Source organism: Acinetobacter sp. Lyrl_1 (assembly GCF_051948795.1).
In the GTDB taxonomy this organism is placed as follows: Bacteria; Pseudomonadota; Gammaproteobacteria; order Pseudomonadales; family Moraxellaceae; genus Acinetobacter; species Acinetobacter towneri.
On the sequence record NZ_JAYJLK010000032.1, the window covers coordinates 13,544 to 37,163 of the forward strand.

General features: G+C 39.9%; 20 protein-coding genes. 15 read left to right on the forward strand and 5 right to left on the reverse strand.

What is annotated here, in order from left to right; translation table 11 throughout:
- The first annotated feature begins 50 nt into the window (after positions 1 to 50).
- The 5 genes from benE (at position 51) to pcaD (ending at position 4,866) form a co-directional block, all read left to right on the forward strand.
- Positions 51 to 1,271, forward strand: a complete 1,221-nt coding sequence (gene benE, locus VF675_RS10290; RefSeq protein ID WP_004973520.1) for a benzoate/H(+) symporter BenE — start codon at positions 51 to 53, stop codon at positions 1,269 to 1,271.
- A gap of 27 nt (positions 1,272 to 1,298) precedes the next feature.
- Positions 1,299 to 1,985 carry a 3-oxoacid CoA-transferase subunit A gene (locus tag VF675_RS10295; protein WP_104851986.1) on the forward strand — a complete coding sequence of 229 codons (687 nt, stop codon included), beginning with the start codon at positions 1,299 to 1,301 and terminating at the stop codon, positions 1,983 to 1,985.
- A 22-nt stretch (positions 1,986 to 2,007) separates the two neighbouring features.
- Positions 2,008 to 2,661, forward strand: a complete 654-nt coding sequence (locus VF675_RS10300) for a 3-oxoacid CoA-transferase subunit B (protein ID WP_104851987.1) — start codon at positions 2,008 to 2,010, stop codon at positions 2,659 to 2,661.
- Between the two features lie 148 nt (positions 2,662 to 2,809).
- Entirely contained in the window at positions 2,810 to 4,015 is a 1,206-nt protein-coding gene (gene pcaF / locus VF675_RS10305) for a 3-oxoadipyl-CoA thiolase (protein WP_070155120.1), read from the forward strand.
- Positions 4,016 to 4,086: 71 nt separating this feature from the next.
- Complete coding sequence (gene pcaD / locus VF675_RS10310; protein WP_096901607.1) at positions 4,087 to 4,866, forward strand: 3-oxoadipate enol-lactonase; 780 nt, start codon at positions 4,087 to 4,089, stop codon at positions 4,864 to 4,866.
- A gap of 99 nt (positions 4,867 to 4,965) precedes the next feature.
- On the opposite strand, the gene VF675_RS10315 is transcribed toward pcaD, so the two are convergent.
- Positions 4,966 to 6,135 (reverse strand): thiolase family protein, encoded by a 1,170-nt coding sequence (locus tag VF675_RS10315; RefSeq protein WP_096901606.1) that lies wholly within the window; start codon positions 6,133 to 6,135, stop codon positions 4,966 to 4,968.
- Between the two features lie 438 nt (positions 6,136 to 6,573).
- Here VF675_RS10315 and VF675_RS10320 point away from each other — a divergent pair, with 438 nt between their 5' ends.
- Positions 6,574 to 7,182 carry a TetR/AcrR family transcriptional regulator gene (locus VF675_RS10320; protein WP_440205180.1) on the forward strand — a complete coding sequence of 203 codons (609 nt, stop codon included), beginning with the start codon at positions 6,574 to 6,576 and terminating at the stop codon, positions 7,180 to 7,182.
- 180 nt (positions 7,183 to 7,362) lie between these two features.
- Here the strand turns inward: VF675_RS10320 and cysK are convergent, their stop codons facing one another.
- Positions 7,363 to 8,361, reverse strand: a complete 999-nt coding sequence (cysK, locus tag VF675_RS10325; protein ID WP_004973505.1) for a cysteine synthase A — start codon at positions 8,359 to 8,361, stop codon at positions 7,363 to 7,365.
- Positions 8,362 to 8,603: 242 nt separating this feature from the next.
- Between cysK and plsB the strand changes: the two genes are divergently transcribed.
- The 7 genes from plsB to VF675_RS10360 all read left to right on the forward strand — a co-directional run bounded on the left by plsB (position 8,604) and on the right by VF675_RS10360 (position 17,684).
- The gene (gene plsB, locus VF675_RS10330; protein ID WP_180168543.1) at positions 8,604 to 11,108 is read left to right on the forward strand and encodes a glycerol-3-phosphate 1-O-acyltransferase PlsB; all 2,505 of its coding nucleotides are present in this window, start codon (positions 8,604 to 8,606) and stop codon (positions 11,106 to 11,108) included.
- Positions 11,109 to 11,299: 191 nt separating this feature from the next.
- Entirely contained in the window at positions 11,300 to 11,611 is a 312-nt protein-coding gene (locus tag VF675_RS10335) for an ArsR/SmtB family transcription factor (protein WP_004973501.1), read from the forward strand.
- Between the two features lie 118 nt (positions 11,612 to 11,729).
- Entirely contained in the window at positions 11,730 to 13,454 is a 1,725-nt protein-coding gene (locus VF675_RS10340) for a SulP family inorganic anion transporter (protein ID WP_440205181.1), read from the forward strand.
- Positions 13,455 to 13,666: 212 nt separating this feature from the next.
- A complete protein-coding gene (gene sstT / locus VF675_RS10345) occupies positions 13,667 to 14,863 on the forward strand; it encodes a serine/threonine transporter SstT (protein ID WP_179988981.1) in 1,197 nt (398 codons plus the stop codon).
- A gap of 37 nt (positions 14,864 to 14,900) precedes the next feature.
- Positions 14,901 to 15,575 (forward strand): YoaK family protein, encoded by a 675-nt coding sequence (locus VF675_RS10350; protein WP_004973496.1) that lies wholly within the window; start codon positions 14,901 to 14,903, stop codon positions 15,573 to 15,575.
- Between the two features lie 15 nt (positions 15,576 to 15,590).
- Positions 15,591 to 16,124 (forward strand): DUF2058 domain-containing protein, encoded by a 534-nt coding sequence (locus tag VF675_RS10355; protein WP_004973493.1) that lies wholly within the window; start codon positions 15,591 to 15,593, stop codon positions 16,122 to 16,124.
- 273 nt (positions 16,125 to 16,397) lie between these two features.
- A complete protein-coding gene (locus VF675_RS10360) occupies positions 16,398 to 17,684 on the forward strand; it encodes a mechanosensitive ion channel family protein (RefSeq protein ID WP_096901601.1) in 1,287 nt (428 codons plus the stop codon).
- A gap of 487 nt (positions 17,685 to 18,171) precedes the next feature.
- Here VF675_RS10360 and VF675_RS10365 read toward each other — a convergent pair whose 3' ends face one another.
- The gene (locus VF675_RS10365; protein ID WP_440205182.1) at positions 18,172 to 18,654 is read right to left on the reverse strand and encodes a hypothetical protein; all 483 of its coding nucleotides are present in this window, start codon (positions 18,652 to 18,654) and stop codon (positions 18,172 to 18,174) included.
- A gap of 386 nt (positions 18,655 to 19,040) precedes the next feature.
- Between VF675_RS10365 and VF675_RS10370 the strand changes: the two genes are divergently transcribed.
- Positions 19,041 to 20,318 carry a diguanylate cyclase gene (locus VF675_RS10370; RefSeq protein WP_440205183.1) on the forward strand — a complete coding sequence of 426 codons (1,278 nt, stop codon included), beginning with the start codon at positions 19,041 to 19,043 and terminating at the stop codon, positions 20,316 to 20,318.
- A gap of 51 nt (positions 20,319 to 20,369) precedes the next feature.
- On the forward strand, positions 20,370 to 21,860 hold the full coding sequence (locus VF675_RS10375; protein ID WP_440205184.1) for an amidase: 1,491 nt from the start codon (positions 20,370 to 20,372) through the stop codon (positions 21,858 to 21,860).
- A 99-nt stretch (positions 21,861 to 21,959) separates the two neighbouring features.
- Here VF675_RS10375 and VF675_RS10380 read toward each other — a convergent pair whose 3' ends face one another.
- Complete coding sequence (locus tag VF675_RS10380) at positions 21,960 to 23,141, reverse strand: MFS transporter (RefSeq protein WP_096901597.1); 1,182 nt, start codon at positions 23,139 to 23,141, stop codon at positions 21,960 to 21,962.
- A 188-nt stretch (positions 23,142 to 23,329) separates the two neighbouring features.
- Positions 23,330 to 23,620: I78 family peptidase inhibitor (locus VF675_RS10385; protein WP_440205185.1), on the reverse strand; the 291-nt coding region annotated here is incomplete at its 5' end.

Sequence of the window (23,620 nt, forward strand, 5' to 3'; positions counted from 1 at the left end):
ATGACCAACTTCAACAGGATCATTGCTTGACGCAAGGAGGCAAATCGTCAATGAGTCACCTGTTCCAAACTTTAAAAAATGACTGGTCAATTTCAGCCACTGTTGCAGGATTCTTAGCAGTGCTGATCTCCTATTCAGGGCCATTGATCATCTTTTTCCAAGCGGCACAGCAAGCCCAAGTTTCCCCAGACATGATGATTTCATGGATTTGGGGAATTTCTATTGGTGCTGCTGTCGCAGGTATCTTTTTGTCCATTAAATACAAAGTGCCTGTTGTCACCGCTTGGTCTGCACCCGGTACCGCATTGCTGGTCACACTGTTTCCCGATATTACCCTGAATGAAGCAGTTGCAGCCTACATCACCTCTGCTGTGGTGATTTTTTTGATTGGAATCACAGGTTATTTTGACAAACTCCTGTCTTGGATTCCGCAAGAAGTCGCAGCAGGCATGATGGCAGGTATTTTGGTTCAATTTGGCTTAGGCTTATTTACTGCAACCGATACCCTGCCATACATTGTATTTGGGATGCTAGCGGTATTTTTATTGGCAAAGCGTTTTAGTCCACGTTATGCCATGATTTGGGTGCTTGCTGCAGGCATTATACTCAGCTTAATGCTCGGTAAAATTAACCCTGTCACCACCAATTTTAGTTTGGCAATTCCACAGTTTATTGCACCTGAATGGACGTGGAATTCAACCTTAAACTTGGCATTACCTTTAATTTTAGTCAGCTTGTCTGGGCAGTTTTTACCGGGTATGGCAATTATTAAAATTAGCGGTTATGACATGCCTGCTAAGCCTATTATTAGTGCGACCAGTATCGCTTCTCTTGCCGTTGCGTGTGTGGGAGGAATTACCATTGTACTTGCCTCTATTACTGCAGCATTATGCTTAGGTAAAGATGCGCACGAACTGAAAGAAAAGCGATATATTGCAGGTGTTGCAAACGGTATTTTCTATATTTTAGGTGGGTTATTTGCGGGTAGCATCGTCATGCTATTTAGCCTATTGCCCAAAGAACTGATTGCAGCTTTGGCTGGACTTGCACTTTTGGGTGCAATTGCCACCAATATTTCAGTTGCAATGAGTAAAGAATCACAGCGTGATGCAGCCCTCATCACCTTTTTAGCAACTGCCTCTGGCATGCAGTTTTTAGGGCTAAGTTCTGTATTTTGGGGCATCTGTATTGGTTTGATCGCACATTGGGTATTAACCAAACGCGACAACTCAGCAGCACCCCTACCTTCAACTCAAAGTTCCAAAAGTTAATGGACAGGCAATTGTCTAGGACACATTATGATTGATAAAAGTCAAACTTCTTTAACAGAAGTCCTTTCGCAAATTAAAGATGGTTCAACCATCATGATTGGTGGTTTTGGTACCGCAGGTCAGCCAGCGGAACTCATTGATGGTTTGATTGAACTTGGCATCAAAGATTTAATTATTGTAAACAACAACGCAGGTAATGGTGACTACGGTTTAGCGAAACTGCTAAAAGCTGGCGCGGTACGTAAAATTATCTGTTCATTCCCACGTCAGTCTGACTCTTGGGTATTTGATGAACTTTACCGCGCAGGCAAAATCGAGCTTGAACTGGTGCCGCAAGGTAACTTGGCATGCCGTATTCAGGCTGCAGGTATGGGTCTAGGTCCAATCTATACCCCTACAGGTTTTGGTACTTTACTTGCAGAAGGCAAACCAACCTTAAATTATGAAGGTAAAGACTACGTACTAGAAAACCCAATCCGCGCAGACTTTGCTTTAATTAAAGCACAGCAAGGCGACCGTTGGGGTAACTTGGTGTACCGTAAATCTGCACGTAACTTTGGCCCAATCATGGCGATGGCTGCCGATGTGACAATTGCACAGGTTTCTGAAGTGGTTGAGTTAGGCGCGTTAGATCCTGAACACATCATCACTCCGGGTATTTTCGTTCAGCACGTTGTTGCCGTTGGCGCAAAACAACCTGAACAATCTGCATAACTGTCACGTGAAGGAGAACATCATGAGCTATACCAAATTAACACGTGATCAAATCGCTGAACGTGTGGCACAAGACATTCCAGACGGTGCTTATGTCAACCTCGGCATTGGCTTACCAACTAAAATTTCAAACTACCTGCCTTCAGACAAAGACGTATTCTTACACTCTGAAAACGGTTTATTGGCTTTCGGTCCACCACCTCCTGCAGGTGAAGAAGACCCTGAGTTAATCAACGCAGGTAAAGAATTCGTGACCATGCTAACAGGCGGCTCATTCTTCCATCATGGTGACTCTTTTGCCATGATGCGTGGCGGTCACTTAGACATCGCAGTATTGGGTGCATTCCAAGTGGCTGAAAATGGCGACTTGGCAAACTGGCACACAGGTGCGCCAGATGCGATTCCTGCTGTTGGTGGCGCAATGGACTTAGCCGTTGGTGCGAAAAAAGTCTTTATCACAACCGATCACGTCACCAAAAAAGGTGAACCAAAAATCGTGGCTGAATTGACTTACCCAGCAACTGGCTTGAAATGTGTAGACCGCATTTACACTGACTTATGTGTGATTGACGTAACTCCTGAAGGCATGAAAGTTCTTGAAAAAGTTGAAGGCTTGAGCTTTGAAGAATTACAGTCATTGACTGGTGCAAAGCTGATTGATGCGACTCAGGCTTAATCGTCTTTAAATATAATTTTTAATCCCCCTAAATCCCCCTAAATCCCCCTTTTTCAAAGGGGGACTTCCATCAAGTAATTTTAGGTGGGAATCTCCTCCCTTTTTTAAAGGGAGGTTGGGAGAGATTAAGATATTTGGAAAATAAAATATGAAAAACGCATATATCGTCGATGCCATCCGTACCCCATTTGGTCGTTATGCAGGTGGTTTAGCTCCAGTCCGTGCTGATGACTTAGGCGCATTACCGATCAAAGCACTTATGCAACGCAATCCATCTGTAAACTGGGAACAAGTTGATGACGTGATTTACGGCTGTGCCAACCAAGCAGGTGAAGACAACCGTAACGTGGGTCGTATGTCTGCACTTTTAGCAGGTTTACCGTACCAAGTGCCAGCAACCACTGTAAACCGTTTATGTGGTTCATCGCTAGACGCAATTGCAATGGCCGCACGTGCAATTAAAGCAGGTGAAGCAAACCTGATTATTGCAGGTGGTGTTGAATCAATGAGCCGCGCTCCATTTGTGATGGGTAAATCAGAATCTGCTTATGGTCGTAGTCAAAAAATTGAAGACACCACAATGGGCTGGCGTTTCATTAACCCGAAACTCAAAGAAATGTACGGCGTAGAAACTATGCCGCAAACTGCTGAAAATGTAGCGGAACAGTTCAATATTAACCGTGCCGATCAAGACTTGTTTGCTCTAACCAGCCAACAACGTACTGCTGCTGCACAAGCACGCGGTTTCTTTGACAAAGAAATTATTGCAGTGGAAATTCCACAACGTAAAGGCGAGCCTGTCGTTGTTGCTGCAGATGAACATCCACGTGCATCAACCACAGCAGAAGCATTGGCAAAATTAAAGCCAGTGGTAAAAGCAGACGGTACTGTGACTGCAGGTAACGCGTCAGGTATTAACGATGGTGCGGCTGCCCTACTGATTGCTTCTGAAGAAGCGGTTGCACAACACGGCTTAAAACCACGTGCCAAAATCATTGCTTCAACTGTTGTTGGTGTTGAACCACGTATTATGGGCTTTGGTCCTGCGCCTGCAATCAAAAAATTGTTGGCACAAACAGGTTTGACCATTGAACAAATGGACGTGATTGAACTGAACGAAGCCTTTGCTGCACAAGCATTAGCATGTACTCGTGACTTAGGCATTGAAGATGGTTCAGAGAAAGTCAATCCAAACGGTGGTGCAATTGCTTTAGGTCACCCACTTGGTGCATCTGGTGCGCGTTTAGTCACTACAGCACTGAACCAACTTGAACAAACTGGCGGTAAATACGGTTTATGTTCAATGTGTATTGGTGTTGGTCAAGGTATTGCTTTGATTATTGAACGTGTTTAATCCTCATTAAAAGTTCCCCTTTCATAAAGGGGGATTTAGGGGGATTTATAAGATTAAGGATTTAAAAAAAAATGCCAACTTTTACCTCAAATGATGCGCAAATCAATTACCAAACTTTTGGTGATGCTACAAAACCTGCACTGATTTTTTCAAACTCGCTGGGTACAAACTTCAAAATGTGGCAAGCACAGATTGATTTTTTCCAGCAAGACTTTTTTGTAATTTGCTACGACACACGTGGTCACGGTGCATCATCAGCTCCGCAAGGTCCATATAGCATTGATCAATTGGGTCAAGATGTTGTAAATCTACTCGATCACTTAAATGTTGAAAAAGCGGCATTCTGTGGTATTTCTATGGGCGGTTTAACAGGTCAATGGTTAGCGATTCATCGCCCTGAACGTTTTAATCAGGTGGTGGTGTGTAATACTGCGGCAAAAATTGGTCAAGAACAGGCTTGGAATGACCGTGCCGCATTGGTACGCGAACAAGGTTTACAACCGATTGCTTCGACTGCAGCATCACGCTGGTTTACTGAACCCTTTATCCAAAGCAACGCGACAGTGGTCAACAATCTTCAAAACGACTTGGCAGCTGGCAGCGCCGAAGGTTATGCGAGCTGTTGCGAAGCTTTGGCTAAAGCGGATGTACGTGAACAACTTAAAGACATCACTGTGCCTGTTTTAGTGGTTGCAGGTCAGCAAGACCCTGTGACAACAGTTGTCGATGGTCAATTTATGGTTGAACGTATTGCCAATAGCCAATTGTTTGAAATCAATGCATCGCACATTTCTAACGTAGAATTGCCAAATGAATTTAACCAAGCAGTGAAGCAGTTTATCCAAGCATAAAACTTCATTGTTATTGTTAATAAGTTAAAAGTTAAAAAAATAGAGTTCTTTCGAGAACTCTATTTTTTATAGATGAATCTGCAGTTAGACGAGCTGGACTTAAACTAACTCCACCGCAATCGCTGTGGCTTCACCACCGCCAATACATAAAGATGCCACGCCTTTTTTCGCGCCTATACGTTGCAATGCATGAATGAGCGTCACAATAATACGTGAACCTGAAGAACCTAGAGGATGCCCCAAAGCACATGCACCACCCTGAATATTCACTTTGGCAGGGTCTAAATCAAAAGCATCTATCGCAAGCATGGTTACCATGGCAAAGGCTTCATTAATTTCCCACAAATCTACATCGGCAACCGACCACCCTGCTTTATCTAGCACTTTTTGAATCGCCCCTACAGGAGCAAGAGTAAACTCAGAAGGATGTTGTGAATGTGTCGCGTATGCCACAACTTTTGCAAGCGGTTTTAAGCCACGCTCTGCCGCAACCACATCTGATGTAATCACCAGAGCAGATGCGCCATCTGAAATAGAGCTGGCATTGGCGGCTGTAATCGTGCCATCTTTTTTAAATGCGGGACGCAAACTGCTAATTTTATCGACTTTGGCATTTAACGGTTGTTCATCCTGATCGACAATCACATCACCTTTACGTGAATGAACAGTGACAGGCACGATTTCATTTTTAAAATAACCGTTTTGAATGGCTTCTACCGCGCGGTTTAAAGAGCGAATTGCGTATTCATCCTGCTGCTCACGGGTATAGTTTTTCTTGTCTGCCATGTCTTGCGCCAGCACGCCCATCGACAAGCCTGTTTCAGCATCTTCTAAACCTTCCTGAAACATGTGGTCTGTGACTTTGCCGTGTCCCATACGGAAACCTGCACGTGCTTTATCTAGCAAATACGGCGCATTCGACATAGATTCCATACCGCCAGCGACCACAATCTGCGCTGAACCTGCCTGAATAGCATCGGCTGCCTGCATAACAGCTTTCATGCCAGAGCCACAAATTTTATTGATGGTGGTTGCACCTGTACTATCGGGTAAACCCGCTTGACGCATCGCCTGACGTGCAGGGCCTTGCTTCAAACCTGCAGGCAATACACAACCAAAAATTACTTCATCAATGTCAGTCCCACTTAAACCTGCACGTGCAACTGCGTGTTGAATTGCAACCGCGCCTAAATCGGGTGCTGTACAACTTGCCAGTGAACCTTGAAAGCCGCCCATTGCGGTACGTACAGCATCTACAATTACAATCATTTTTAGTCCCTTATTACCGTCTTTTTAAAGTGATTACCGTAAAAGCCATGCTTTTTAAAATTACAAATAACATCCCTGTGAGTTAGCAAGTAATTCACGTTAAATGTAAATCAAAAGATGAGCATTGCAATCTCGCAAAGTGCTGAATTGCTATGCTTGATTGATCTTAGACTTTTAGGCCTTGCTTATGAAAAATAGAATAAAAGTTTTAGAAATCCAATTTTATTTCACTAAAATGACCTGTTTGGTTCAGTTTTATTGACAACCGATTTGGCTTATGGATTGTGCTATTTTTCACATGATATTTTTTAAATTCATTGGTTCACTGATGAACATACGTTAAAACTTACCTTTTCAAGACCTTGGTGCTATTTTCAAGTTGCTCAAACTGCACTAGACTCCAACATGCTTAATTGGTTGTAATTGGAATATTGATTGATGACGACTCTACGCCAAGAAAATTTCCGACGTCGTAAAGAGAAAATTTTGGCAATGGCTGAGGTTTTATTACTGGAAAATCATAATGATATTACATTAAGTGAGTTGGCTGCAGAGTTAGATATTGCCAAAGGCACAATTTATAAATATTTCAAAAGTAAAAATCAGCTCTATTTAGAGTTAATTATTTTAAATGAACAGCGTTTATTGGATATTTCCAAACAGTATCACCATAACTTTCAAACTTATGTTTCGCAGTACATGCTGTATAACATGCTTAATTCCAACCGTACGATTTTGCTGCACTCGATTGAAGAACGCTTAACCAATAATGAACGTAAACTAAATGAATTGTTTGAACAGTTATACGATATTCGTGAGCAGCGTATTTTAGAAATTAAGGACATCACCCAAGCCTATTTAGAGTCCTTTAACAGCGCGATGTCGATCCGTGATTATCTGTCTTATATTTGGACAGTAACTTATGGTGCGTCGTTATTACTCAATTCTACCCATTATCAAAAAGCTATTGGGTCACGTGAACGCTTAATCAAGCTATATATTAATCAAGCACTGATGACGCCAGATAAAGTATCTACGATTGTTTGATTTTTACATAGTTAGCTTCGTTGGATTCATTGCTGATCCCGCTAAATATTAGCGTCTAAGTAGAAAGAAATTTGCTTTTCAGAACGTATTAACTCACCTCATAAATTTATTCTCTAAATAAAAAATCCCAAAGTTCAAACTTTGGGATTTTTCAAATTCTTTTGACTGTCTAAAGACACATCATTCTGCACTAATATCTTCAAATAATACTGAAGATAAATAACGCTCACCACTGTCAGGTAAAATCACCACAATATTTTTACCTGCATTTTCAGGACGTGCCGCCAATTTTGCAGCAGCAGCCATTGCTGCACCACTTGAAATACCGACTAAAATACCTTCTTGGGTTGCTGTTTTACGCGCCCAGTCAATTGCTTCAGCACTTTCAATCGCAATCACTTCATCCACCAAATCTAAATCTAGGTTTTTTGGAATAAAGTTAGCGCCAATCCCCTGAATTTTATGTGGTGCAGGCGTAATGGCTTCACCACGCTTGGCCTGAGCGATAATTGGAGATTCAGCAGGCTCGACTGCAACAGTATGCAATGCCTGACCTTTTACCTTTTTGAAATAACGCGAAATACCAGAAATAGTACCGCCTGTACCTACACCTGCAACAAGAATATCGACCTTGCCGCCTGTTGCTGCCCAAATTTCTGGGCCTGTGGTTTCTTCATGAATTTGCGGATTGGCAGGGTTATTAAACTGCTGCGGCAAATAATAAGTTTCAGGATGTTCGGTTGCCAAACGCTCTGCTTCATCCACCGCGCCTTTCATACCTTTTGCAGGCTCAGTCAGCACCAAATTTGCACCCAACGCTTTCAACACCTTACGGCGCTCAATACTCATGCTTGCAGGCATCGTTAGTGTAATCTCATAACCTTTTGCTGCAGCTACAAATGCCAAAGCGATTCCTGTATTACCACTGGTCGGTTCTACAATATGCATACCTGCTTTTAACACGCCACGTTTTTCAGCATCGGCAATTAAAGCAGCACCAATACGGCATTTCACAGAAAATGCAGGGTTACGGCTTTCCACTTTGGCTAAAACCGTTGCATCGCCAGAAATTAAACGGTTAATGCGTACCAATGGCGTGTTACCAATCGCTTCTGCATTATTGCTATATACGGCAATCCCTAAATTTGCTGGTGTTGAAAAAGCTGCATCTGTGGTCATGATTATTCCCTAAGTTATATCTATATAAACAAAATTTAAATTATCATACCTTTTTATAAAATTTTTGCCGATGTTTCACGAAAATTGTTTTATACAAAAATATGATTAGCTTTCAACAAAATGCGAATTAGAATAAAGAGATGACGACCTCAGTTTAATTGTCGATTTTCTCGGCACTTGGGTTTGAAATTCGCTATTTATTTTTTGACAATAGCAACACATAACAAAATGTAGGGAATGCAATGTCTAATAAACGTTACAGTCAGCTTTATCGTAATTTCACTAAAAAAATCTTAGATAAGATTGTGACGCCACAAGTATTAGGCACGACTGCAGAATTAGAACATCGTGTTGCACAAAGCTCTGAAAAAACACAATTTTGTTATGTGCTGCAAGATGCCTCTCTCAGCAATACCGTATTGATTGATCAGCAGACGCAATCTCGTGGTTTACCTTCTGTGTATGCGCCTTTAAACATTGCCGAGCATCAGGAAGACGATTCCATTTTGGTCTTGCGTGAGAAAAACCCACAGCACAGTGCTTATCACTACTCTGCTAAATTGATTCGACTCATTGAAACCTTAGAGCAACATCCTGAACATGATGTGTTGTTAGTTCCCGTAACTGTACTTTGGGGACGTTCACCCGAATACGAAGACTCTTGGTTTAAAGCATTATTTGCCGATGCATGGTCTACGCCAAACAAGCTTAAACAAACCATTAATATTTCGCTCTATTCACGTGATAACTACATCGAGTTTCATAAAGCAATTTCCTTACGTCAGCTTATTGAACAAGCCACACAACAACAACCACACTTATCGCCTGCGCACTTTATTGAGCAACATCTGGAACACAATTTTAATCAACACAAAGAAGCGATTTTAGGCCCAGACTTATCTGACCGCCGTAATTTGATTCATGCGTTGATGAAAAGTGAAGCAGTACAACAAGCTATTCGTAAAGAAAGTATCGAACAAAAAGTCAGTATGTTTGAAGCAGAAAACCGTGCTAAAAGCTATTTAACTGAAATTGTATCGGACTTTTCTTATTCGACTTTGCGTTTTGCTGAACTGGCACTGACCAAGCTTTGGACACAGCTCTATGATGGCATTGAAGTGCATCACTTTGACACGGTACGCGAACTCGCCAAAGACTATGAAATCGTCTATACCCCTTGTCATCGTAGCCACATCGACTATTTGTTGCTGTCTTATGTGATTTTTAATCGTGGCTTGATGGTGCCGCATATTGCAGCAGGTATTAATTTAAATTTACCAATTGTGGGTCAATTAATGCGTGGTGCAGGTGCGTATTTTATTCGCCGTACTTTCAGCGGCAATGAATTATACACCTCGGTATTTAAAGAATATTTACACAGTTTATTGTCACGCAACACCCCACTCGAATACTTCATTGAAGGTGGACGCTCACGTACAGGTTTATTGTTACCGCCGAAAAAAGGCATGTTGTCGATGACCATTCAAAGCCATTTACGCGGAGCAACCAAACCAATTGCATTTATTCCGACATATTTTGGTTATGAAAAACTGATTGAAGGCACATCTTATTTAAATGAATTAAACGGCAAACCGAAAGAAGCCGAATCTTTATGGGGTATTTTAAACTCTGCCCGTAAAATTGAAAAAGTCTTTGGTCAGGTCTATGTCAACTTTGGCGAACCTGTATTTTTAGATGATGTTTTAACTGCCAACCAAGCACGCGATGTAAAACTGAACATAAATGATGAACTACCGACCTCTGTGATTCACACGGTAGATCATACTGCGCATGCAATCTTGGAAAATATCAATAAAGCGGTGGTGATTAACCCAATCGCCCTCATCTCTCTGATTTTATTAAATGCCGATCAGCATGCATTGAAACAAGATGAGCTGCTCGCCCGAATTGAACAATATCGACGTTTGCTCAAACAATTGTGCTACGACCCACGTATGATTATTACGGGTTTAAATCCACAAGAAATTATTGAATATGCGCTAAAACTTAAACAAGTTGAGCGTTATAACCAAGATGGTGTAGAACAGATTCGAGTCGCAGAAAGCCAAAAAATCTTATTGAGCTATTTTAGCAATAATATTTTGCACTGCTTTATTTTGCCTGCGTGTGTAGCATTAATTGTGCAGCAGTTTAATGAACAAAATTTAGCATTATCATGCGCAGATTTAATGCAAAAACTGCAGGCGATTTATCCATATTTGAAGCAAGAGTTTTTCTTGGCATGGACGGCGCAAGAACTTTCTCAAGAAATCGAAAAAATTGTGGCGTACTTTATTCAGCAAAATTGGGTTACAGAAGCAAATCTGCAATTACAGCCGAACCCAGCTACACAGCATGAACTCTATGCCTTAGCTGAACTGGCAAAACCAAGTTTAAATAATTTCGTATTGATTCAAGGGCTTTTGCAGCATTATAGCGCACACATCCCTTTAAATCTGAAAGTTTTGGAAAAAATGACCAAAACCGTATTACAACGCGCTGCAGATTCTGCACAATTTAAGTCTGCATATTATTTTGATAGTGCCACCTTAAAAAGTTTTATCAGCAGTTTAGATCAGCAAGCCTTGTTGCAACACAATGCTGCGCAGATAAGCCTAGATGATACTTTTAGTGCCAAAATGTCTGAATACTTTGCTTGGTATAACCCAGAAATTCACGAGTTATTAGCTGCATCGAGTGAATTTAGTGAGAAAGAATTAAAAAGTTTTGAACAGGTGAAAAAATAGGTTTTATTGTAACTCAGCCACTTTTTTATCAATTTTTTGATTAGAATATCAGCCCATTATTTATGATTGGCTGATATCTTTTCTTAAATGATACTTGTTCTCATATATAAATAATGATTTATGTTATATAATTTATCTTCCACTCCCGCCTAATATATATTGGGTTAGCTGTAAATTAAGAGAATAAAACAATGAACGATGGTCTTGAAATCACATCAATGCGTGAATCTGCGGATACCGTTGTTGGAATTTTAAAATCTTTGGCGAATAGTGACCGTCTTTTAATTCTTTGTCATTTATCTCAACAAGAATTAAACGTATCGCAAATTGAAGAAATAACTCAAATTCATCAGCCTACTTTATCGCAACAATTAATGATGCTGCGTAAAAGTGATGTGGTGAATACCCGCCGTGATGGCAAGCAAATTTTTTATTCAATTAAAGATGAAAAAATGGTGCAGGTACTTAATACCCTCTATGCACTTTATTGCCCGCAGGTCTAAATGATAATGCCTGTATTATCAGGCATTACCATAAAACTTGAATACTCTCCTGCTATTTCAAAGACTTCTTAGCATTTTTTGTTCATAATATATCTAAATTTATGATTTAGATTTCAGTATGTCAGATTTCAATTCACGTTTGGCTCGTGTACTACCTGCTTGGCAATGGCTGCGAAAATACAATGCAGAAACATTGAAATCTGATCTGCTGTCTGCGTTTATTGTCATTGCCATGTTGGTACCTCAAGGAATGGCCTATGCCATGCTTGCAGGTTTGCCTCCTGTCATGGGTTTATACGCGAGCGTGATCCCCATGATTATGTACGCCTTGGTTGGTGGCAGCCCAACCTTGTCCATTGGCCCAGTCGCCATTATTTCTATGATGACCTTTGCGACGCTCAATCCTTTATTTGAAGTCGGCTCGGCAGCTTATATTCAAGCAGCCTGTTTACTTGCTGTGATGGTCGGCATTATTTCGCTACTTTTAGGGATTTTTCGCTTCGGTTTTTTAATTCAACTCATTAGCCATCCTGTTATTAAAAGCTTCATTATTGCCTCTGCATTAATGATTGCGATTGGACAGCTTAAATTTGTGTTAGACATCCCCCTTAAAGCCAATAACTTACCTGAGTTCTTATACAGCTTTTGGAAATATATGGGACAAACCCATTTTTATAGCGTGCTCTTGGGTGTTGCTGCCATTTTATTTCTAATTTATGCCCCTAAAATCATCAACAGTAATGCCATTCGTGAGCGTGTTCGAGGTAGCGGCTTTATCTTAAAAGCCTTGCCATTGGTATTGGTGATCATTTCAATTGCTTTGGTTTATTCATTGCATTTGCAACAAATCGGCATTAAAACAGTCGGAGAAATTCCTTCAGGATTTCCGCCTATTCAATTCCCTGAATGGAATGCACAACTTGTTCTACAACTCCTTCCTGGCGCAGCCATGATTGCCATGATCAGTTTTGTGGAATCTCTGTCTATTGCGCAAGCCACCGCCTTACAACAACGTAGTCACTTAAATAGCAATCAGGAACTGATTGCACTCGGTTTAGCCAATTTTGGCGCAGGTGTTAGCTCCTCTTTTCCCGTCACAGGCAGTTTGTCGCGTACCGTGGTCAATGCCGATGCAGGTGCAAAAACACCCATGGCAGGTGTATTTACCTCCATCGTGATTGTTATTGTCAGTTTATACTTCACGGGATTTTTCCAAGACTTACCACTGGCTGTTTTGGCTGCAACCATTATTGTTTCAATTTGGAAACTGGTCGAGTTCCAATCTTTTAAAGAAACTTGGCGTTATTCCAAAGCCGATGGTCTGGCCATGTGGGTGACGTTCTTTGGTGTTGTATTCATTGATATTTCGACAGGTTTAATTATTGGGATTGTGTCCACCTTTATTCTAATGTTGTGGCGTATTAGCCGACCACATATTGCGGTAATTGGTTTACTTGAAGGCACACAACATTTTCGTAATATTCAGCGGCATCAAGTGCGTACCGTGCCACACGTGCTATCCATGCGAATTGATGAAAATCTAACCTTTTTAAATGCCAATACTTTAAAAGGCTTTTTTATTAATCAAGTCAGCCAAAACCCTCAGTTAAAGCATGTAGTGGTGAATTGTTCGAGTATTAGCAGTATTGATTTAAGCGCACTCGAAATGCTGGAAGATTTAAATCTTGAACTAAAAAAATTGAATATTTGTCTGCATTTTTCTGAAATTAAAGGCCCGGTAATGGACAAATTACAACACTCAAAACTTTTGCAGCATTTAAATGGAAAAGTTTTTTTTTCACATTATTTAGCCATGCAAGAGCTTGCGCCTGAACTGACTTAAAGATCAAGAAATTGATCTTTAATTTTATCTTTAAAACTGGATGTTCAACACACATACTTTTTGATCAATGAGTACTTTTATCTTGCTGAAATTTAAACAGTTTAATAAATATCACTTTTAAAAATATAGACTTAACTTTTAAATCAAAATTATTTTTAAGCACATGGATATTTCAGTATAAAATAGCCGCTTTTCTTTAACCTTGTTTTCGTATGTTTTCAGCTTTTTTGCGTTTGAGTTTAGTCTCCCGAATTATGATTGCAATTGTACTCGGTGTGGCTGTTGCAATTTTATTTCCAGAATCTGCGCCCTATTTAAGCCTTTTGGGTGATTTATTTATTAAAGCCCTAAAGTCTGTTGCGCCAATTTTAGTGTTTATTTTGGTCATGGCATCCATTGCCAATTTTAAAATTGGAAGCAGCAATGCCTATATCAAACCGATTATGCTGATGTATGCGATTGGTATGTTCTTGGCTGCGCTCAGTGCAGTTATTGCAAGTACGCTTTTCCCAAGTACATTATTTTTAGATGTTGCAACACAGTCAGAATTAACCCCGCCGGGCAGTCTTGCTGAAATTTTGAAAAATCTTTTACTTAGTTTTGTTGCTAACCCTGTAGTTGCCATTGCCGAAGCCAACTTTATTGGTATTTTGGCTTGGGCTGTGGCTTTAGGGATTGCCTTCCGCCATGCTACAGAGTCCACCAAAGCATTGTTGAATGATGCAGCCAATGCAGTCAATCGCGTTATTCGCTTGGTGATTAACTTTGCGCCTTTCGGTATTTTTGGCTTGGTTGCCGTGACATTTGCCGATGCAGGCTTGAGCACCTTAGCCAGTTATGCTCAATTATTGGCAGTCTTGTTAGGTACGATGTTCTTTGTCGCGTTGGTCATCAACCCAATCATGGTGGCATTTGTGACCCGCAGCAATCCTTATCCTTTAGTTTTTCAATGCTTACGCGAAAGTGGCATTACTGCTTTCTTTACCCGTAGTTCTGCAGCCAATATCCCTGTCAATTTAGACTTAGCCAAGCGTTTAGGCGTACAGGAATCAACCGCGAGTGTTGCAATTCCGTTAGGTGCAGTAATTAACATGGCAGGCGCATCGGTCACCATTACCGTTTTGACCTTAGCTGCGGTAAATACTTTAGGAATTTCTGTCGATTTTAGCACCATGCTGATTTTATCTGTGGTTGCAACGGTGTCGGCATGTGGTGCTTCAGGCGTTGCTGGCGGGTCGTTACTGCTCATTCCTGTAGCGTGTGGCTTATTTGGTATTTCTTCAGATATTGCTATGCAAGTTGTTGCGATTGGTATGGTCATTAGCGTATTGCAAGATTCAACCGAAACTGCGCTTAACTCATCTACCGATGTGCTATTTACTACTGCGGTTGACCGTGGTTTGAGTTAAGATACAATGCGTTAGGAAACTTACGCAATCACTCATTATGCCTTTTCAAACTTTACCCCTTTGGGTGCAATTTGGTGCTTTTTTTCTAGCCGTCAATGCTGGAATTATTAACGTACTCGGATTGGTGACCGTATTGCACCAGTCCGTTTCGCACATGACTGGTAACGTTAGTATCTTGGCGATGGCGCTAATCGACTGGAAACCAGAAGCCATGATTTTCTTGTTTCTGGTGATTTTGTGCTACGTGATTGGCTCATTTTATAGCGGCGTCATTTTAGGAAATAGCAATTTTCGCTTAGGGCGTCGCTATGGTTTTCCCATGAGTTTGGTGGCTTTTTTTATTTTAATCTGCTGGGTATTATTGCCTTATTTCCCACGTTATGCCCTGCTTTGGGCGTCAGTTGCCATGGGCATACAAAATGCCATGATCAGCTACTATAAAGGCACCATCATCCGCACCACACATTTATCTGGGGTATTGACCGATTTAGGCTTAGCCCTCGGTTATCGAGTGCGGGGCTTACAAGTTGAAAAAAGACGTATTGTTTTACACCTACTGATTTTAATTGGTTTCTTTGTGGGTGGATTACTCGCTGCAGCCATTTATCCTACATTTAAACTGAATTCTTTTCTGGTACCTGCAGGACTCAGCCTAAGTTTGAGTTTGGTGTATTGGATTATTTATTTTCGCTATCGACATCTTCAACATTAAGTTTCGGAAATTATCATGGTTAAAAATGCACTACAGGCACAATTGCTCAAAGCGGGTTTAGTGGATAATAAAAAAGCAAAAAAACTGTCTAAACAAACCTTACACGAACAGCGCACAGGTGAAAGTAAAGATGCTGAAGTGAAAGCCAAAATTGCACAGGCACAGCAAGAAAAACTCGCCAAAGACCAAGCTATTGAGCAAGAAAAGAAAGCCGCTTTACAGGAAAAAGAACTGAAAGCAGCAATTATGCAAATGATTCAGCAGCATAAAATTCGTGATACCGATGGTGAAGTGGCTTATCAGTTTTTAGATGGCAAGATTAAAAAAGTGTATATCAATCAACAAATTTACAATGCACTCGTGGCAGGTAGTTTGGTGATTGCCAAAGAAAATGACAGTTATGCGTTCCTGCCTAAAGCTTTAGCTGAACGTATTAATAGCAAAATGGAAGGCTTTATTATTGTCAATAATGCCGAGAAAAATGAAGCCACGACAGATGAAGAAGATCCATACGCAGCCTATGTGATTCCAGATGATTTAATGTGGTAGATCACGCAAGTATTTATGCAAATATTTATGCTAGGTATCTATTCAAAGCCAGTATCTGTACTGGCTTTTTTATTATGACTGCAACTTGATTGAAAACTTTCAGTAAAAACAAATAATTGAAATGTAGCAAAAAGTTACTCAGCCTTCAAATTTAAACTTTAGTCGATACACTATCTAACAATTTCATACATCAATGAAGAATTAAGGTGAATTGCAGGCCAAAATTCTAAGTGCCGTGCAGACGAAAATCAGCAACCTTAAAGCGAGGACCTTTTGCAAGAATTTAATTTTATTCAAAATATTCAGGAATGGTATAACCAATACCCTTGGTTAGAAATGCTGACCTCACTCAGTATTGTGATTCTACTGGCAATTTTAGCCAACTTTATTGCCAAGCAAATTGTAGTGCGCGGGATTCGCAAACTGATTTCTAAAATGACCTTTGCCAATAGTGAAATTATTTCACAGCATAGTGTCATCCGACGTATTGCCAACATTGTCCCAGCTGTCGTGATTATGAACGGCATCACCACCGTACCACATTTGTCAGATAAAGTAGAAAGCTTTGTGCAAATGGGTGCGCAAGCCTTTATATTCCTGACCATTGCATTGGCAATTTCTGAATTTTTAAATATTTTTAACCTGTTCTATCAACGCAACCCTAAGTCACGCAACAAGCCAATTAAGGGCTATTTGCAGTTAGTTAAACTCATTATTTATGTGGTCTGTGCCCTCATGATTTTAGGCACTTTCCTGAAAAAAGATGTGTTTACCTTACTCGCAGGTTTTGGTGCGATGGCTGCTGTTTTGATGTTGGTTTTCCAAAATACCATTTTATCTCTAGTGGCTTCGGTACAAATTTCTTCCTACGATATGGTACGGATTGGTGACTGGATTGAAATGCCTTCTTTAAATGCCGATGGTGATGTCATTGATATGTCATTACATACAGTCACCGTGCAAAACTGGGATAAAACCCTGACCACTATTCCAACCAATAAACTCATTACCGATACCTTTAAAAACTGGCGTGGCATGCAGGAAGCTGGTGCCCGACGTATTAAACGTGCCATTTTAATTGATCAAAGTTCTGTGCACTTTATGACTGAACATGAACAAAGCAAACTTAAAGAGTTTTTGTTATTGGATCAATATTTACATAGCAAAAATGAAGAAATTGAGCAGTTTAATCAGCAGTTAGCAAATCAATCACAATACAACCAACGCCGTTTAACCAATTTAGGGACTTTCCGCGCCTATGTTGAGTTTTATCTGAAACAGCATCCTGGCATTAATCAATCTCAGTCATTGATTATTCGTCAACTACAGCCAAGCAGTGAAGGTTTACCACTAGAAATTTATGCCTTTACCAAAACCACTGCATGGAAAGAATATGAAAGTATTCAATCCGATATTTTTGATCATTTGCTGGCAATTATTCCGGAGTTTGGCTTAAAAGTGTATCAAGCCCCATCGGGTTCAGATTTAAAGCAAATTGCTGCACCATTTAAAGCAAGTTCTGTCCAAAGTCTAAATCCTTTAGAAATTGACGAGGCATAATTATGGATTTATTGCTGAGCCATGTGTCGCAAAATGCTTGCATGGCTCAGTAGCCGTTTTTATTTTCAGCAAGACGATAAAATTTTCATTAAATTAAAATGCACTCGTACACTCGTATATGAATAAGAGAAAATAAAGTCTTATTTGTAAGAGCTTTGTTGAAACAAATATCTAACACTATGTTTTAATTATATTTAAATTTCCTCAAACCTTTAAATCACAGCTTGCTCCAAATTTATGTAATAAGGTCATTGCCGGTTGAAAAAGTCTAATGATTCTAAGAATTCACCTAACTTTTCAACTCACTAAAATGTGTCGCTCTTGTTAATTGATTCTGGATTCGAAAAATGATCATCAATAATTCGTCTAATGAAAGATTGAAATTCACTACTTTTGTGCTTTAGCGCTCTAGATGATCAATACACGCGCTACAGGATGAGGGGTACGAGTTTATAAAAGATCTCTAATAGACCAAATAATGAAAAGTTTAAGGCAGGACGCGGTACAACGTCGCAAAACATTGTTCTGCTTTTTCATTACTACAGAAATTAATGGTGTGCGCATCTTTCCATTTTACAAAATATTGTGAAATGTCCCCTGTTTGGTCTTCCTGATATCCAGAACAATCCACTTCATTATTGTCATATTTAACTTGCAAAATTAAAGCCGGTAACGAATTTGCAGGGTCTTGTGAAGGTTGATAATCATATACACCTGCAGACCATTCTTGACCGCTTTTAATCACCACATCGCTATTACTTTTAAAGTTGTAATATTCAATACATTTACGATTATTTGGGATTTGCATGCCCCACAGCCCCACAATTTCTGGACGGGTCACCACACGAAATTTATTGGTCGTTTCTGCTGCTACTGGCGTTAACTTGGCTGAATCTATTGTTGTATTTTCATTCGCAATCGCGCAGACAGAACATAAGCTTAAAACTGTGGTTAGATATATTTTTTTCATACATTTATTTAAAGATATAAACCGTTTAGACAACTTAGCATATTTTTAATCCAAATCTGCAAGCATAAACATAAGACAACAATTTTATTTAACGAAAATGTGACTTAGTTTGCATTTAATCGACTTTGTAGGTAATGGTTATTTGATATGATCGCCTTTCTGTTGTGAACGTCACACTCATTCAAGTATTTTCTTAATTATCAACCCATTGCAAAAGTGAGTTTAGTACTTGCAAAACTTTAACATACCGCAAACTATATCTTCGACTCAAAAGCAAATATTTGCCTTTGGACTGCTAGCCGTTGTGGTATTTTTTTTCTTGTTTATTGGGTATTTTTACTCGCCCACTTAGCTACTTTTCTTTTTTTTGGCCAAGCAACGCCCTCTTGTTGGGGCTACTCATTCGCTTTCCATCTTTAAAAAGTTTTGGTGGAATTTTGGGTGCTTTTTTTGGCTATATGGGCGCCGATTTAGTTACAGACAATACTTTCCTGATGACGCTAGGTTTAACGCTTTCCAACTTTGTAGCTGTTTTTAGTGGGTTGTTTTTCTTTAATTTTGCCCGCGCTAAACTTCCAGCGAGCAATAATAATGTGTCAGAGCTATATCCACATATTATTGCTGTAACTTTAGGCTGTTTCTTTGGGGCTTTATTTGCCATTCTTCTGCTGCCGAATTTACCACATAGCTTTATGTTGGCAGAAAATCGCTGGATTGATTTTTTTACTTGGTGGTCTGGTGAAATTTTAAATGCGGTGATTGTCTTACCTTTGATTTTGGCTGCCCCACGTTGGTCTGAAGTCAAAGAACTTATAAACAATCAATATGTTAAAGAAATTCAAATTCGGGATGCCTTACCTTTTTTTGCATTGTTGATCTCAATCGCCTGCACCCATATTTTCTATGGGCCAGGCGCACTATTATATCCATTGGCTGCGTTAATTTGGGCAGCTGCCAGCTATCAACTTTTCAATTTGGCACTGATTAATAGCTTGGTCTGTTTAACTCTGTATCACAGCGTCACAGGCTTGTTTATAGATCAAGTGAATTCGAGTTATTTAACCACCATTATTTCTATTCGTGTGGGTTTAATTATTTTAGGTCTTGCCACGTTAATTTTATGTGTGATTAGCCAAAACCGAAATCAGTTGTATAGAGAAGTATTGTATTTGGCAAATCATGACAGTTTAACCGAAACACTGAACCGCCGTAGTTTTACTCAGTTAAGTGAAAAAGCTTTAAAGCATAAAAACAATCATTCATTGTCTTTAATTATGTTAGATATCGACGATTTTAAAAAAATGAATGATCAATATGGGCATTATGTCGGTGACCGTGCTTTGCAACATCTCTCTAACATCGTTAAAAGCAATTTACGTGATCACGATTTATTTTGTCGCATTGGTGGTGAAGAGTTCATTATTTTGCTGAACAATAATAACTTAAATAAAACTCAACGCATTGCAGAACGTATTCGTATGTGTATTGAACATCAAGCGTTAAATTTAGAAAACCTTGAACCCATTCATTTTACAGTAAGCATGGGCGTGTCACATACACACTTACCCACCAATCTCCCTTTACAAGATTTAATTATTCAGGCAGATCAGGCGCTATATCAGGCAAAAATGCAAGGTCGTAATCGGGTCATTCTTGCTTCTTAAACAAAAATAGCATACAACATCAATTTGACAATACAGATTTTCAGGATTGAAATGAAACTTGCAGAATACCTCCAATATGATGCTTTAGGCTTGGCAGAGCTCGTTGCCAAAAAGGATGTTCAGGCCTCAGAATTATTAGATATTGCGTTACAACGTGCTGAACAAACCAATCCACAATTAAATGCCATTATTATTCCTATGCATGAACATGCACGGCAGCGCACACAAACAAAATTAACAGGCCCATTTGCAGGTGTGCCCTTTTTAGTCAAAGACTTATTTCAACAATATGCAGGCTATCCGACTTCATTTGGTTGTCAGGGTTTAAAACGTGCGCATCATCTTGCAGAACAAAATGCAGAAATTGTAAATCGTTGGGAAAATAGCGGAATCGTTACCTTTGGGCGTACCAACACGCCTGAGTTTGGGATTAAAGGGATTACCGAGCCAAATGCTTGGGGTGCGTGTAAAAACCCATGGAATTTGAAACACAATAGTGGTGGTTCTTCTGGTGGTTCTGCGTCTGCTGTTGCAGCAGGTATTGTACCGATTGCAGGGGCAAGTGATGGCGGTGGTTCAATTCGTATTCCTGCATCTTACTGTGGTTTGTTTGGTTTAAAACCAAGTCGTGGACGCACCCCGTGGGGGCCGCAACTCAGTGAAGTCATGCATGGTGCAGCAATGCAACATATTTTAAGTAAAAGTGTACGTGACAGTGCGGCAATGCTCGATGCAACACATGGCGCAGATGGTCATTCACTTTTCAAAATTGAAGCTCCTGAACGCAGTTATTTAGATGCAATTCAGCAAGCGCCAAAAAAATTAAGAATCGCATATTCGACCCAATCTCCGATTGGTACAGCTGTTTCACAAGATGCGATCAATGCCATTCAAAAAACCGTACAGCTTTTAGAATCTTTAGGGCATGAAGTTGTTGAAGACCGTCCGGCTATTGATGGTATGCAATTGGCCAAAGATTTTATTACCACATGGTTTGGCCAATTTGCTTATTTAATTGCTGAAATTCAAACTCGCCTGCCAAATCATTCCGATAATTTTGAGCTCGACTCTTTGGCTTTGGCTGCCTTTGGCGCAAAAACCACGTCAGTAGATTACATTCGTAATTTGAATAATTGGGGGGTATATGTCGCGCAAATGAATCAATTCTTTAAGCGTTATGATTTATACCTCATCCCTGCAACTGCCTCAGTTGCACCAAAAAATGGCGAAGTTAAAACTCCTGCATGGCAAAAACCAATTTTAAAAACACTATTACATGCAGGTAAAGCACATTGGTTAGCGCAAGGTAAATTGGTCGATCGCATTGTCAAAGAAAACCTAAAATGGGTGCCATTTACTCAACTTGCCAATATTACTGGGCTGCCTGCAATGTCTGTGCCATTGTATTGGAATAAAGATAACTTACCATTGGGTTCGCAGTTTATTGCGCCTTTTGCACGTGAAGATGTGCTTTTACAACTGGCTGCACAACTTGAAACGGCTCAACCGTGGTGGCATCAATACGCTAAAATCCGTATTTAATGTAGCAATCAATTAGTAAGAAGCAAGCAAACTATACCCATCCAACTTTGCTTGCTTCTATTTTTGATAAAAGAACGGTATCACTGCAAAATCACCAATCTAGGCTTTGGTATCACTCGACATTGACTGCGATTCTAATTGCTTTGGCAATCCCCAAATAAAACACAGACCAACGAGTGTAGATAATCCTGCAAAAATAAAAATCCATTCGCCTGAAACAATATCCCAATAATGCCCTGCCAAAATACTCCCCAATGCAACACCTAAACCCCACATGGTACTGTAAAGTGCTTGCCCACGACCTTGTTGCCCTGCAGAAAAGTTTTGAAAAATCACCCGCATGGCAATGATATGAAATAATCCAAAACTAAAGGCATGGATGCTTTGTGCAAAAAAATGTGCAAAAAATATGGATGGAAATAAACCAACTATCACCCAACGTAAGCCTGTTAAAATTAAACATACGGCAACCAGTGAACGCCAAGACCAACGCTTTAAAAACAAACTCGCATAGGCAAACATAATGATTTCAGCAACCACCCCGACAGACCACAATAAACCGATCTGACTTGTGCTAAATCCTGCCTGACTTAAAAAATTACTATAAAAACTATAAAATGGTGCATGCGAAAACAGCAAAATCAATTCAATAATAAAAAATGAATAGACCACTGGGCGCTTTAAAATGGGCAATAAGGGTTCAAGTTGTTTTTGTGCAATGGGTGCGGTGCTTGGTTCTTGAATACTGAACGACCATAGAAATGCCAGTAAAGAAATACTGAGTAGCAACATCGGTAACATGGAGATTGGTATAATTTCTAAAATAGCACCTATGCCAAAAACCCCGACAATAAAACCTATAGAACCCCATTTACGCACTTTGCCATAGAGTTCTGCACGTTTCTCGCCCAACCAAAACAAAGTCACGCCTTCAAATTGTGCCAAAATTGCATTTTGAAAAAAGCTAAAAATCAGCATAAGTAATGCAACAGACTGAAAGCTATTCGGAACAATAAAAATCAGTAACCAAATGCTGGCTTCCATCCAAGTTGCGATGCGTACCAAAAGCATCCGTTTGCCTGATTTATCTGCAATCCATCCCCAAATAAAAGGCGCGAAAAATCGAGTTAAAATGGCAATGGAAGATAAAACACCAATTTCCTGATAATTAAAGCCCTGATCTTCTAAGTACAGGCTCCAAAAAGGCAAAAACGTCCCAACAATTGCATAGTAGAAAAAGTAGAATCCACCTAAACGTGTCGATATATTCAAGGCTTGCATCAATGTATATTTCCTTGATTTTTCAAACACATAAATAAGTGCATTTCTAACCTGATCTAAAATTTTAAGACAACCGATATATTAACACTGTAGTACTTTAATTTTGAGTGATTGGCTGATTAAAACGAAAAACCCTGAAAATCAGATCAAATTTTCAGGGTAATATTGAGAAAATTTCTTAAAATTGTTTAGCCGCAAGAAGCTTGTAGAATAATTTTAGTTTTCGGATCGACCACCACAGTGACTCGATTCATACGATAATCCATTGTTACAGGCTGACCTGGTGTAACCATTCTCACAATTTCAGCTCGGGTAAGCGCTTTAATTTGTGTTTCAGTCAAACCTGTTTTACCAACTAACTGCGCAGCAGATTCTGGGACACAATTTTGCATGGTCTGTGGCACCTGAGTTTGTTCATTGATAGGCTGATTACTACACGCAGCTAAAGTTGCCACACTTAAAACAGCCAAAACACTATA

Excerpts from the sequence above, each read along its gene's own strand:
- benE (WP_004973520.1), top strand. The coding sequence starts at position 51 with ATGAGTCACCTGTTCCAAACTTTAAAAAATGACTGGTCAATTTCAGCC.
- VF675_RS10295 (WP_104851986.1), top strand. The coding sequence starts at position 1,299 with ATGATTGATAAAAGTCAAACTTCTTTAACAGAAGTCCTTTCGCAAATT.
- VF675_RS10300 (WP_104851987.1), top strand. The coding sequence starts at position 2,008 with ATGAGCTATACCAAATTAACACGTGATCAAATCGCTGAACGTGTGGCA.
- pcaF (WP_070155120.1), top strand. The coding sequence starts at position 2,810 with ATGAAAAACGCATATATCGTCGATGCCATCCGTACCCCATTTGGTCGT.
- pcaD (WP_096901607.1), top strand. The coding sequence starts at position 4,087 with ATGCCAACTTTTACCTCAAATGATGCGCAAATCAATTACCAAACTTTT.
- VF675_RS10315 (WP_096901606.1), bottom strand. The coding sequence starts at position 6,135 with ATGATTGTAATTGTAGATGCTGTACGTACCGCAATGGGCGGCTTTCAA.
- VF675_RS10320 (WP_440205180.1), top strand. The coding sequence starts at position 6,574 with ATGACGACTCTACGCCAAGAAAATTTCCGACGTCGTAAAGAGAAAATT.
- cysK (WP_004973505.1), bottom strand. The coding sequence starts at position 8,361 with ATGACCACAGATGCAGCTTTTTCAACACCAGCAAATTTAGGGATTGCC.
- plsB (WP_180168543.1), top strand. The coding sequence starts at position 8,604 with ATGTCTAATAAACGTTACAGTCAGCTTTATCGTAATTTCACTAAAAAA.
- VF675_RS10335 (WP_004973501.1), top strand. The coding sequence starts at position 11,300 with ATGAACGATGGTCTTGAAATCACATCAATGCGTGAATCTGCGGATACC.
- VF675_RS10340 (WP_440205181.1), top strand. The coding sequence starts at position 11,730 with ATGTCAGATTTCAATTCACGTTTGGCTCGTGTACTACCTGCTTGGCAA.
- sstT (WP_179988981.1), top strand. The coding sequence starts at position 13,667 with ATGTTTTCAGCTTTTTTGCGTTTGAGTTTAGTCTCCCGAATTATGATT.
- VF675_RS10350 (WP_004973496.1), top strand. The coding sequence starts at position 14,901 with ATGCCTTTTCAAACTTTACCCCTTTGGGTGCAATTTGGTGCTTTTTTT.
- VF675_RS10355 (WP_004973493.1), top strand. The coding sequence starts at position 15,591 with ATGGTTAAAAATGCACTACAGGCACAATTGCTCAAAGCGGGTTTAGTG.
- VF675_RS10365 (WP_440205182.1), bottom strand. The coding sequence starts at position 18,654 with ATGAAAAAAATATATCTAACCACAGTTTTAAGCTTATGTTCTGTCTGC.
- VF675_RS10375 (WP_440205184.1), top strand. The coding sequence starts at position 20,370 with ATGAAACTTGCAGAATACCTCCAATATGATGCTTTAGGCTTGGCAGAG.
- VF675_RS10380 (WP_096901597.1), bottom strand. The coding sequence starts at position 23,141 with ATGCAAGCCTTGAATATATCGACACGTTTAGGTGGATTCTACTTTTTC.